This window comes from Mesorhizobium sp. 113-1-2 (assembly GCF_016756475.1).
In the GTDB taxonomy this organism is placed as follows: Bacteria; Pseudomonadota; Alphaproteobacteria; order Rhizobiales; family Rhizobiaceae; genus Mesorhizobium; species Mesorhizobium loti_C.
This window is the reverse complement of sequence record NZ_AP023242.1, coordinates 1,852,501-1,864,972: the sequence shown is the minus strand read 5'-3', so window position 1 is coordinate 1,864,972 and position 12,472 is coordinate 1,852,501. Positions and strand designations below refer to the sequence as shown.

Annotated in this window: 5 protein-coding genes, 1 tRNA gene, 2 rRNA genes and 1 pseudogene (1 of these 9 cut by a window edge); 3 read left to right on the top strand and 6 right to left on the bottom strand. The window is 57.5% G+C overall.

Annotated elements, in window-relative coordinates:
* Position 1 precedes the first annotated feature (1 nt).
* The gene (locus JN279_RS08970; RefSeq protein ID WP_096449637.1) at positions 2–349 is read right to left on the bottom strand and encodes an Hpt domain-containing protein; all 348 of its coding nucleotides are present in this window, start codon (positions 347–349) and stop codon (positions 2–4) included.
* A gap of 223 nt (positions 350–572) precedes the next feature.
* The gene (locus JN279_RS08965) at positions 573–4,946 is read right to left on the bottom strand and encodes a GAF domain-containing protein (protein WP_202352558.1); all 4,374 of its coding nucleotides are present in this window, start codon (positions 4,944–4,946) and stop codon (positions 573–575) included.
* Positions 4,947–5,186: 240 nt separating this feature from the next.
* On the opposite strand from JN279_RS08965, the gene JN279_RS08960 reads away from it, so the two are divergent.
* Positions 5,187–6,335: an IS30 family transposase gene (locus JN279_RS08960; RefSeq protein ID WP_096449641.1), complete on the top strand. Its 1,149-nt coding sequence runs from the start codon at positions 5,187–5,189 to the stop codon at positions 6,333–6,335.
* Positions 6,336–6,849: 514 nt separating this feature from the next.
* Here the strand turns inward: JN279_RS08960 and JN279_RS08955 are convergent.
* The gene (locus JN279_RS08955) at positions 6,850–8,664 is read right to left on the bottom strand and encodes a hypothetical protein (protein WP_202352557.1); all 1,815 of its coding nucleotides are present in this window, start codon (positions 8,662–8,664) and stop codon (positions 6,850–6,852) included.
* 105 nt (positions 8,665–8,769) lie between these two features.
* On the opposite strand from JN279_RS08955, the pseudogene JN279_RS08950 reads away from it, so the two are divergent.
* Both JN279_RS08950 and JN279_RS08945 read left to right on the top strand, forming a co-directional pair.
* Positions 8,770–9,030, top strand: a pseudogene (locus tag JN279_RS08950) (MucR family transcriptional regulator); the annotation flags it as partial.
* A gap of 465 nt (positions 9,031–9,495) precedes the next feature.
* A complete protein-coding gene (locus tag JN279_RS08945) occupies positions 9,496–10,533 on the top strand; it encodes a hypothetical protein (RefSeq protein ID WP_202352556.1) in 1,038 nt (345 codons plus the stop codon).
* A 277-nt stretch (positions 10,534–10,810) separates the two neighbouring features.
* Here JN279_RS08945 and JN279_RS08940 read toward each other — a convergent pair.
* The 3 genes from JN279_RS08940 to JN279_RS08930 form a co-directional block, all read right to left on the bottom strand.
* A tRNA-Met gene (locus tag JN279_RS08940) sits at positions 10,811–10,887 on the bottom strand.
* 126 nt (positions 10,888–11,013) lie between these two features.
* Positions 11,014–11,128: ribosomal RNA gene (gene rrf, locus JN279_RS08935) — 5S ribosomal RNA — on the bottom strand.
* 217 nt (positions 11,129–11,345) lie between these two features.
* Positions 11,346–12,472 (bottom strand): 23S ribosomal RNA (locus JN279_RS08930) (it continues 1,732 nt past the right edge of the window).

The window sequence follows — 12,472 nt, the reverse complement described above, 5'->3', positions numbered from 1 at the left end:
GCTATATCACCAGATTGAAGATTGTTCGAAGCTCTGTAATGGCGGCATCGAATGCACGCTGTGCCTCGCCGATTTCCGGAAGATCCGTCGGCTGGCCGCTCGCGCACCGCGCCTCCACCCGAGCGCAGATTTGGCTGAGTTCGGCCGCTCCCATATCCCGCGCGTTAGATTTCAGGGAGTGGGCAGCCCGTCGGACCGCAGCATGGTCGGAGGCCCGACCCGACGACCACATGTCCTGCATGATGGATGGCCCTTCTTCTAGAAAGGACTCCACAAGCTCTAGAAGGTCAGCCTCTTCGCCACCGACAAGCTTACGCAGCTTGTCCAGTGCCTCTCTGTCGATCGCCACAACATCCCCCGATGTATGCTTCGTCCGGCTACGACCAGTCACCGCGAATTTCTCTGGGTACTGGCACAGTACGATCGAAAGTGAACTCCCTGCTTCGTTTGTCAGAGTTCCATCACGCTCAAAACGCAGACTATCGCAGCTCTACTAAATTAGCGATAGCGCATGTAATCAAACGATGCTGCCACGATACCGGTGCCGATTGCGCCAAGGCCCGCCGTTGCATTTAGAACCCAGGCACGCCTGCTTCCTCAAAATCACCCGGTGCGCCCGCGAGCCGCTGCCCGGAATTCATCACGGCCTTGTTAAGCGAGGCAATGAGATCTTCGACGCGCAGCGGCTTGCTGAGGTAGTCGTCCATCCCTGCGTCCAGATACCTCTCGCGATCGCCGGCCATCGCGTTGGCGGTCAGGGCAATGATGAATGGCTGACGCAGCTGTTTGGTATCGGAAGCGCGGATCAATCTTGTCGCTTCGAGACCATCCATGTCAGGCATTTCGATATCCATCAGGATAACATCGTGGCTGCCTTGGGTGTATGCAGCGACCGCCGACTGTCCGTCGACCGCCAGGTCCGGCTTGTACCCCAGGCGCTCGAGCACCTTGGAGCCAAGCTTCCGGTTGGTGGCGTTGTCGTCCACCAAAAGAATTTGAAGTGGAAATGTCTTCGCCATCGAATTATCGAAAGCGGGAACCTTCGGCTGATCAGTTCGGATGTGGCGTGTCGGTGCCCCGATAAAGATCGACAGCAGCGTATTGAGCAACGGCGATGGCTTGATCGGCTTGGAGAGCGTGGCCGCGAACTTGATGCTCTCCATCTCCCTTTTCTTGTCTTCGGGCATGGGCACTATTGAACTGAGCAGCACCAACGGAACACTGCCCTTGCCGTCGAGCGCTCGTATTTGAGTGGCCAGTTCGATCCCGTCCATGTCGGGCATGTTCATGTCGAGAACGATGACGTCGAAGACCTCGCCTCCGGCAAGCCTTCGAAGCGCGTCGGCAGGATGTTCGCTTTCGGATGCAGCCATGTTCCAGGACTGCGCCTGCAGGGACATGATGCGCCGGTTTGTTGCGTTGTCGTCGACGACCAATAGCCGCTTGCCGGTCAGCTCATCCCTTGCTGGCGGCGCGTGAGCCGGCTTTTGGCTTGAAGCTACCGGCGCGCGGATGGTGAAAAAGAACGTCGTGCCTTCTCCCTCAACGCTCTCTACCCAGACCTCGCCGCCCATCAGTTCGACTAGACGCCTGCTGATCGCCAAACCGAGTCCGGTACCGCCATAACGTCTTGTTGTGGAGGCATCGACCTGGCTGAATGATTTGAAGAGACGATCCATTCGATCCTTGGCTATGCCGATCCCGGTGTCTCGCACCGCGAACTGGAGCGTACACGCCTTTCGCCCGGCTTCCTGTGGACCGGTGTCCGTGGCTTTGGACGGCACCTCCATCACGGAAAGCACGACCTCCCCTCGCTCTGTGAATTTGACGGCATTGTTGAGCAAGTTGATCAGAACCTGGCGCAGACGGTTGCCGTCAGCGACAATCGTTTCCGGCGTGCCGGGCTCGACCACGTAGCCGAGATCCAGTCCCTTCTCCGCCGTCCTCGGCGCGACCAGGTCTATCGCGCTTTCGAGACACTCACGCAGTTCGAATTGCCGCGGATCGAGATCGAGCTTGCCCGCCTCGACCTTGGAGAAATCGAGTATGTCGTTGATGATGGTTAGCAGTGCTTCCGCGCTGTTGTTTATCGTCTCGCCGATTTCCCGCTGTTCATCGTCAAGCTTAGTAGCGAGCATCAGGTTGGCCATGCCGATAACGCCGTTCATCGGTGTGCGGATTTCGTGGCTCATTGTCGCTAGGAACGTGCTCTTTGCTTCGTTGGCTGCTTCGGCCGCTTCCTTCGCCTGTTGCAGGGCCAGGGACAACTGCTTGAGCTGCGTTACGTCCTGAGTGGACGACACGATGCGAGACCAGTCATTTGCTGGATCCTCCGGGAGCTGAACTGTCTCGACGAGATAGAGATCGCGTCCGCTAAAATCCTTGTCGACGACCTCGGTTGATGTGTGCAGTCGGCCATCGAGATATTGGGCGACGGCGTCCGGGTAGGTCGCCCAGGAGTGTTCACCAGTATCTGCCTCCAGGCGAACGCGTAATGCGTCCTTGTTATCAGCGCCGTAGAGCCGAACCAGTGCATCGTTGAAATCGATCCAGCGTACGGAACTGTGCAGTGACTCAGCAACTTGCGGATTATCGTGGAGGTAACCACGGATATCGCTGATCCCCTGCCTCACCAGACCATCGACGATAACCTTGAGGCCTGACCAATCCTCCTCCCAAAGCGGAATCGGGGCTGATTCAAAAAGTTGTCGGAACCGTGCTTCGCTCTGGCGAACGGCAGCCTCGGTGTACTTGAGTTCACTAAACAGCTGCGCGTTGTGCAAGGCGGCGCCGGCAGTGGCGGCGATCGTCGAAAGCAAACGGAGGGAGTCATCATTGAACATGCCCTCTCGTGTCGTACTCTGCACACTGATCACGCCGACATTGCCTTGAGTCGTCTTGATCGGGACGCCAAGATACGATAGCGCATCCTTGCCCACTGGGGTTGCCCCGATTTCCGCGCCGCGCTCGGCCACATCTTGGTTGATGAGCAACGGCTCTCCAGTTTCCAGGATTTTGCTCGTCAGGCCTTCGCCGAGCCGAAGCGTGGTAAAGGCTTCGCCAAACTGGTAGGGGAAATGAATGAGCTTCGTCTTTGGATCAAGCAAGGCCACATAAACAATGTCGGCGCTGAAGATTTCCTGCATCTGGTCGCCGATCAACTGGATCGTGTTGCCAAGTTCGGCTTCGCCGACCAACGCCTGACTGACCTTGCTGATCGCGCCTACTTCGGCGGCGCGCTGTTGCGTTTCCTTAAGAAGTCTCTGGGTCTCGTCGAACAGGCGGGCGTTGGCGATCGCAACACCCATGTTGGAGGCTATGGTCTGCAGCAAGCGTACGTGGTTCTCGTCGAATGCGTTCTTTTCGTAGCTTTGTACGCTAACCACGCCGAGCGTTCTGTCGCCCGAATTGATAGGCACGCCAATGTATGAAGAGGTCCTGTCCTCTTCGAACGGAAAATAGGCACCGCGCCTTTTTCCTTCCTCCATGGTACTGAAAACCAACGGCCTTCCGGTGGAGATGATTTCCGATGTGAGTCCTATCCCCAGCGGGAAAGGCTCGATCTTCTTGTAACCCCTATAGTAAGCGTAGGGAACTCGGACCATGCCGGATTGGCTGTCGTGCAACAGAATCTCGCTGACCTCGGTGCCGAAGGCCTCTCTCACCTTATCGCCCACCAGTCGAATGACGGTATCGACATTTAGCGACTTCGTCATCGCTTCGCCGACGCTGTTGAGAATGGCCATTTCCTTGGCGCGATCTTGCGCCACTTTGAGGAGCCTCTGCGTCTCGTCGAAGAGGTAAGCGTTGGCTATGGCAACGCCCATGCTGGACGAGAGGCCTTGCAGCAGGCGCACGTGATCTTCGTTGAACACGTGCTTCTCATAGCTTTGCACGCTGACCACACCGAGCGTTCTGTCCCCGGCAATGATCGGAACGCCCAGATATGACTCGGTCCTGTCTTCCTCCGTCGGCATCAGCGCGCCCAGAGCAATGTGTTCGTCAATATTCCCCAAAAGCAGTGGCTTGCCGGACAATATGACTTTGGAAGTCAGGCCTTCGCCCATGACAAATGGTTCAGGGTCCTGGTAGTCGCGGTAGAACGCGTAAGGTACAGTGATCATATCGGACTGGTCATCGCGGAGCAGGATTTCGGTTACCTCGCTGCCAAACATCTCGCGAACCTTGTCGCCGACTATACGGGTCACCGTCTTGACATTCAGCGTTTTGGCAGTCGCCTCGCCGACGCTGTTGAGAATGGCGAGTTCCTTTGCGCGGTCTTCCGATACTTTCAGCAGTCGCTGGGTTTCGTCGAAAAGGCGCGCGTTTGCAATCGCGACGCCCATGCTGGAGGATAACCCTTGCAGCAGGCGTATGTGATCTTCGTTGAAGGCATTCTTCTCGTAACTCTGCACGCTGACAACGCCCAGAGTTCTGCCTCCGGCAATGATCGGTACGCCGATATACGATTCTGATCGCTCCGCTTCAGTGAGCGCGATCACATCGAACTCGAGGGACTGCTCAAACGTCGCGAGAACTAGTGGCTTTCCAGAAAGAATGACCTTGGAGGTAAGTCCCGCGCCCAAGGTGAAGGGCTCGACGTCCTGGTACTCGCGGTAGAATGAATACGGCACGGTGATGATATCAGAGACCTGGTCGTGCAACAGAATTTCGGTGATGTCCGCCCCGAATATTTCTCGCACCCGATCGCCGACGATGCGGGTCACCGTCTTGACATTTAGCGTCTTCGCCATCGCGTCGCCGACGCTGTTGAGGATGGCCAATTCCTTGGTGCGTTCCTCGGCGAATTGGATCAGACGCTTGTTTTCAACGGACAGACGTTGAAGTTCGAACGCCGCGACTGCATTGATATTTTCCAATTCGGCAATACGCCGGCCGGCGGATGCCAAGCGATTGGCAAGATCGCTTTCGACTGAGTCCTGCATATTGGCTTCTCCCACCCTCCGCCAACTTCAACGGAATGCATTCCCACCCGTATATTAGCAAGTAGTGTTACATGCCGGGCGCCTGATTGACAGTACGGGCGAGGCGAGACCTTAGGGGCGAAGCTGGACTCCATGTGTGCTTTCGGGCGTCAGCAAGATCTCCTCCAATGGCTGATATCGGGCGGTGGGTTCAATAGGTCGCCGCAACACTCTTAATCTGAGAGGATGAGGAGGTGTTGCATGGTGACGTCACGGATCTGGTTTACGTCAGCGCAGAAGGCCGAGCTTTGGGAGCGATGGAAGCAAGGTCAGAGCATTTCGTCGATCTCGCGGGCACTGGACCGCCGGAACAAGACCGGCGTTCAGCGGATCGTATCCTTACACGGCGGCATTGCTCCGTCAGCAAGGCGTAGAGCGGCCTCGGCGCTCGGGCTGGCGGAGCGCGAAGAGATCTCTCGCGGGATCGCGGCGGGTCTCGCAATACGCGCTATTGCACGAAGTCTCGGGCGATCCCCATCGACAATATGTCGCGAGATCTCGCGCAATGGCGGTGCACAAACGTATCGTGCAACCCGGGCTGACAAGCATGCTTGGGAGCGAGCGCTGCGCCCGAAGCAGTGTCGCCTGGCATGCTCTGGACGGCTACGATGGCGGGTGGCGCAAAAGCTGGCGCTGCAATGGTCGCCGGAGCAGATAGCGGGCTGGTTGAGGCGAGAGTACCCGGGCGATCCAAGCATGCGGATATCTCATGAAGCGATCTATCGCAGTCTATTCATCCAGTCGCGAGGGGTGCTCAAGAAGGAACTGACAGCGCACCTGCGTACCAAACGACAGATGCGCCTCGCCAAAGGCGCACAGAGCCGGACGGGGCAAGGACAAATACTCGATATGATCTCCATCCGCGACCGCCCCGCCGAGGCGGAGGATCGTGCCATCCCAGGTCATTGGGAGGGTGATCTGCTCACCGGTGCTAACGACACGAACATCGCCACCCTCGTCGAGCGACACAGCCGGTTCACTATGCTTGTGAAGTTGGCGAGAAGGGACTCGGCGACCGTCGTGAGGGCCATCGCCGAGAAGATCGGCACATTGCCCGAAGAGTTGCGGCGCTCGTTGACATGGGACCAGGGCAAGGAGATGGCTCGTCACAAGAGCTTCACCGTTGCCACCGACCTACAGGTCTACTTCTGCGATCCGCGCAGTCCCTGGCAGCGCGGCAGCAACGAAAATACCAACGGTCTGCTCAGGCAGTACTTCCCCAGAGCAACCAACTTCTCCCACGTCTCGCAGGACCAACTCAACGCCGTCGCCCTGCGGCTCAATCAGCGCCCCCGAAAAATCCTGGACTTCGAAACGCCGGCCGATAGGCTACAGAGGGTGTTGCAATGACCTATTGAACTCACCGGCGCAAAGCTGCCATTCACGTCATGGAGACGGGCGTCGGCTCCGGGTCAGATTTGCCCTGTCCCACTGGTCATCACGCCCAACTCCGCAGGAAATATCGCGGGGTTTCCGAGTGGGGGGAAAGGCGGTAGCGCACTCCCGCTACCATCTCGAACCCACACAAGCGTGCGCAATGAGCGGTAACGAGTGCTGGCGTAGCCATACTTTAGGCATAGCGCGCCATGGAATGCCTCTCTGTCCGCGCTTGCCGATGTTCTGGAAGCCGCGCCGTCGCGGCGAGCCGCCGGGAGCGAGGGGCAAGCCACGGCGGCGGAAGGGGCCGCGGTCTGCACGTAGCGAAGCGGGGGGAGACCGCTGGTGGGGTTTGCGAGGGACGGGGGCCGCGCGCCTCCCTCCCCTTCTGACTAGCAAATCGCGCCGTACAACAGCCGGCGCAGCGCGGAATGCGCGGGCAACAGTCATCGGCGCGGCTCGCGGTGGCGAAGCTACATCTGTGGCGCTACTCGTACGCTTTGCTGATCCGGGGCGATATGTATTCGCTGTCAGGGACAGGGAGATGACTATCTGTTTCGACGGTGGCAACCCAGGCTTTGAACCCGTCCATGCCACGACAATGGATCGTTGCTTGTCCGATGTAAGGGGCGCCATATTCACATTGGCCGTTTGCTGGGATGGGTGCAGAACCCCCGAAAGCCATTTCGTCAATCTCAAAGACAGTTCGATACCCCTGCCAAAGCCGGGCGGTGCTTTCCTTCCCACGAAACAGCAGCATGCCTTTCCCGGTCGAGAACTGAACCGTCACGATGCCGTCGGGCGCTCTGGTACGCGTGACCTCGCCAGTGCAATCTGACAGCAGATTCTCGCGGACAACTTGCAGCTGTTTACAGATGCCTTTGACCGTCCAAGCGCCATTCTGTCCGGCAGGGAGCGGCATCCATGACATTGCGGCGGCACTGCCTGTGGCAGAGGCTCGAGGTTTGACTAGATAGGGCTGCGCTTCGGGACCAAGGTCACCCAAACGCCTCATCAGAGGTTCTGCCTCCCACAACCAATGCTTGTCGTTTGCCTTGGAATAGAGAGCGAGGACGCGGGGACCGAATCCGACGAACGTGTCACGCGGCAGGTTGGCGAGAAGTTGGGCAAGTATTCGGCCGCTGTCACGCGCCTGATATCGATCTTTGCCGCCAGCCGCTGCCGCACGCTCAAGCCCACCCATGATAGCGTCGGCGCGCGAAGCCAAAGCCTCTCGATGGGCCATCACCACATCGACTTGCCAATCGCGGATCTTGGCAACAGGGTTGTCGATCATGGCATCGAGATTCTCGAGTTGGCGCGTCAGCGTCTCGGTCTCGACTGCCGCAATTCTCGCCATAGCAGCCGCCGGATCGGCGCCTTTGCGATCTTCAACCGTAACAGGTTTCAGGCCTAGGGCCTGGGCAAGCGCCCTCAAGTCTCGATAGTATCGCGTATGACCCGAAATGACCGGCGTGGACTCATTGCGCCAGAACCCAACCTTACAATCCCAACGTTGGTAGCCGAAATTCAATGAGCAGCCCATGATTGGCATGGGTATCCGAGTTAAAGGCGCCGCGACACCGCCGAGAACCTGGTATCGACTGCCATCTGGCATCGAGACGGTCATCGTGACACGGGTTACAGGCAATCCCCTTTCGGAAATCTTCTCCTCTCGCCGTGACACGCGCACTACGGGAAGATCAGGCCGCTCCGGCATCGAAACGGCACAAAAGCGGTCCTCCTTCTTCATCCCGTAGACCGTGTCTCCGTCGTAAAATCCGGATGTACTTACAGGCGTGGCGCGCGACGTGAGTGCTGGCACCTTGGCGCAGGTGGCGGAATCCATCATTCGATGGGATTGATATCCTTCAGGAAAATTGGTGTTTGTGGAGTATGTCACGGGCAAGTCATAGTTTTGCGTGAGCCACGCACCAGATTGCTGGTCATCGGTGAAGGCCAATGACTGGTGAGTGGCATCGAATGGGATAGCGAGGCGCGCGTTAGCCGCGTCATACGTTGTCGAAAGCGTACGCAACACGATATGTTCGTGCACGACCGAACCCATGTAGTAACCGTAGAATATCAGCGGCAAGAGTATCCACCGTTGCGATACGCGACCGGTCGCGACTTCGGCTCCGACGCCGATCATTCCCGCATTGATCAGGAATACAGACCAGAACATCGCACCTACGAACATCAGGAAGATGCCCGTGAATGGAATGACTTGAAGCACAAAAACGGCTCCAGTCACGACAAAGAAGATGAGAGATAATGGTAGTGAGGCGCGCATCGGGTACATTTACCAGTGTCGCCTAAATAATTCGTACATCTTGGCGAATGAACGTGTCACAAAACCCCAAAAAGGGAGTTCAAGGCGCTAGCACCGAAATGCCCGCCACAGGAATATCGCGAAACGTGGGGCCTGCCGCGCGACTATGCGACGGTAGCGCCGAGCTATGAGGCGCAGCGGTCGGAATTGGGGAAAGCACTTGGCCTGGGGCGGAGGGCGGCTGCGAAGCCAGGAAAGAACGGCAGGCAGCCGCCGCTGGGCTTGATTGTCGCGGCATGTGCCGACGAGACGCCCTTCGCAAACCGTGGTTTGGCCAAGGGTCTGGTTATGCCGCTCCGCGATTTGTGGCCCGGTAGATCCCATAGCCAATCTTGATGAGGAGTCCCTCGTCGCACATGCGGGTAGATAGCAGCTTCCGATCTCAGTCAGTTCGCCCGTTCATACTTCACCCTTCTCTTGGGCAAATGCGACAGCTCGCTCTCTGAGAGATGGTTCGGGGCTGCCGGCCAATCGGATGCGCTCGCGGGAGCAAATTGAGCTACTGAGGACAATGGCGTGGTTGAGATATGCGTTCCTGCCACAATCGTAACTACAGTTCGGCATCCATATTGCGCAACTCAAGATCACCGGATTGATATGATAAGTCGTTTGCTTCGTTTCGCGGTCTACGCGCTCGTAGTCTCCGCAGCGCCAACAATACCTGGTAAGTCTGCAGAACTGATAGGGTGCATAGGCAACAATTGGGGTGAGCTACTCGGCTCCTTGGAACCCCAGCAGACAGGCCCACTTTCATTCTCAATGCTGCGCTGCCTACCAATCCCACAAAGTTATGACAGGATTATGCCTCCGGGCCTTTCCGACGATGGACGTAAAGCTTTCGCGGTGGACTTGGACGAAGGCTTATGGGTGGGAGGGGTGGATGAGAATACGCCTTCTTACAAGTTCGAAACAAAAGGACCTTGGCTTCTGTCGGCGCCAAATCTGCCATTCGCTTGGCTGAACGATTCCTCGGCCGTCCTTGGCGTGAAGCAAGAGGCTCGGGCGCGCGGATTCGCAAGCGGTGCCCTTAGCCCATCCCTCTTCCTGACTGATGGCACTGAAAAGCAGTTGCCGCCTCTCTCTCATCCGAACGGTCCACTTGATGAGATCTACTGGACTGGCACATCGGGTCAGGCCTTGGCAGCATTCGGAACCCGTAGCGTTTCTGCCCAAAGTGAACGGCAAAGCGATCGACCAACGATTGCGCTTGTAGACGCTCTCGCCGGAAAAATCCTAGAATCTGTTGAAATATCGATGGTACCCGGACTAGCCCGGCGAGACCGGATCAAGGCAGTCGGATCACGCATCTCCAGAGATGGTCGTGTCCACATCCTGGCGGCGTTCACAAATGAGAAGTGGCTGTCTTGGATTGAAGGCGAGCCACCCCACATTGTCCCGATCGGCCTGAAAACTCGTGGACCGTCCTTCACGCTCTCGCCTGACGGGCTAAACGTCCTGCTGATGGGAAATCTCAGCGCAACCGGACCAATATGCGAATTTGGAAACGCTTGCCCGGATCCAACGCCGGTCACCGGTATGATCGCTGAACTGCGCGAGATCTCAACCGGTCAGTTAGTCTGGCGGATACACGGAACGGCGTACGAATTTCAGAGCGGTGCTGCACCCGCAGTGAGCGCCGATGGTCGCTATGCCCTGATTTCAATGCCCGGGCATACGTCAACCAGCGCGTTGGTCGAGATGGCGACGGGTAAGATCGTTCAACAGATTGGGACATTGCAACATGCGGGCCCCCAGCGCTTAGGGTTTTCGCCTCAGAGTAATGTAGCTTGGGTTGTTGCCGGCACTCTAATGGCGACTTATCAGCTCACAGATCGGTAACGTGCGCCGCTCGGCGGTTAGCAGTCATCTGCGACTGATACCGCCGATGACCGCTCCCCAAGCCTGGCGAGACCGGTAGCCGCACGCGCTCGCCGGACAAGCCCGCCTTGCCGATGGATCACCAGCAGTAAGCCATGAAAGCATCCTTGGGCGAGGTCGTTGGTGTTAAAAGACTCGGCTGTTGGATCCGACTGATCGTCAACGACGACGATTTCGTGCCCTTAAACGCAAAAACCGCCCCGGTTAGACCGGGACGGTTATTGATTTATGATAGAATTGGTTGCGGGGACAGGATTTGAACCTGTGACCTTCAGGTTATGAGCCTGACGAGCTACCGGGCTGCTCCACCCCGCGTCATATTTCGTCACCGCCAAATGAAAGGGCCGCTTGCGCGGCCCGTGGTCCCTTGGCGGGCCTTGTTCGTAGAGAGAAGATTTCACTGACATCCGCTTGGATGTGAGTTCAACGTGCGTTTAGCAGACCTGGCAGCGACCTACTCTCCCGCGTCTTGAGACGAAGTACCATCAGCGCTGGAGCGTTTCACGGCCGAGTTCGGAATGGGATCGGGTGCAGCCGCTCCGCCATAACCACCAGGTCGGCAAAACGCACGTTGTTCGAGAAGCTGTTTTCTGTGCCAAGGCGACGTTTGTGGCTTTTGGGCGTAAGCCCGCAAGCGCGACTGCGCGTCGCCGGTTTCCGGCGCCCTCGCGGAGCATAGGCCCGTAAGGGCCGCTCATGCGTGAGCGCTGGTCAGACCATCGTGTTCTGGCGCAATCCACTGGATTGCGCCGAGATGGGCATAAGGAATGAGAACGATCAAGCCGATCGAACTATTAGTACCGGTAAGCTTCAAGCGTTGCCGCTCTTCCACACCCGGCCTATCAACGTGGTCGTCTTCCACGGTTCTCAGGGAATACTCGTTTTAAGGTGGGTTTCCCGCTTAGATGCCTTCAGCGGTTATCCCGTCCGGATATAGCTACCCTGCTATGCGGCTGGCGCCACAACAGGTCCACCAGAGATCCGTCCATCCCGGTCCTCTCGTACTAGGGACAGATCCTTTCAATATTCCTACACCCACGGCAGATAGGGACCGAACTGTCTCACGACGTTCTGAACCCAACTCACGTACCGCTTTAAATGGCGAACAGCCATACCCTTGGGACCTGCTCCAGCCCCAGGATGCGATGAGTCGACATCGAGGTGCCAAACAACCCCGTCGATATGGACTCTTGGGGGTCATCAGCCTGTTATCCCCGGCGTACCTTTTATCCGTTGAGCGATGGCCCTTCCACGCGGGACCACCGGATCACTATGACCGACTTTCGTCTCTGCTCGACTTGTCAGTCTCGCAGTCAGGCAGGCTTATGCCATTGCACTCAGCGAACGATTTCCGACCGTTCTGAGCCCACCATCGCGCGCCTCCGTTACTCTTTAGGAGGCGACCGCCCCAGTCAAACTACCCACCATACATTGTCCCGGACCCGGATAACGGGCCGCGGTTAGACATCCATAGTAATAAGGGTGGTATTTCAAGGGTGGCTCCACCTGAGCTGGCGCCCAGGTTTCAAAGCCTACCACCTATCCTACACATGCCACTACGAATGCCAATGTAAAGCTATAGTAAAGGTGCACGGGGTCTTTCCGTCTAACCGCAGGAACCCCGCATCTTCACGGGGAATTCAATTTCACTGAGTCTATGCTGGAGACAGCGGGGAAGTCGTTACGCCATTCGTGCAGGTCGGAACTTACCCGACAAGGAATTTCGCTACCTTAGGACCGTTATAGTTACGGCCGCCGTTTACTGGGGCTTCGATTCAGAGCTTGCACCCCTCCTCTTAACCTTCCAGCACCGGGCAGGCGTCAGACCCTATACGTCGTCTTGCGACTTCGCAGAGCCCTGTGTTTTTGATAAACAGTCGCTACCCCCTGGTCTGTGCCA

Coding starts and splice junctions, on each gene's coding strand:
- JN279_RS08965 (WP_202352558.1), bottom strand. CDS start 4,946: ATGCAGGACTCAGTCGAAAGCGATCTTGCCAATCGCTTGGCATCCGCC.
- JN279_RS08960 (WP_096449641.1), top strand. CDS start 5,187: ATGGTGACGTCACGGATCTGGTTTACGTCAGCGCAGAAGGCCGAGCTT.
- JN279_RS08955 (WP_202352557.1), bottom strand. CDS start 8,664: ATGTACCCGATGCGCGCCTCACTACCATTATCTCTCATCTTCTTTGTC.
- JN279_RS08945 (WP_202352556.1), top strand. CDS start 9,496: ATGCCTCCGGGCCTTTCCGACGATGGACGTAAAGCTTTCGCGGTGGAC.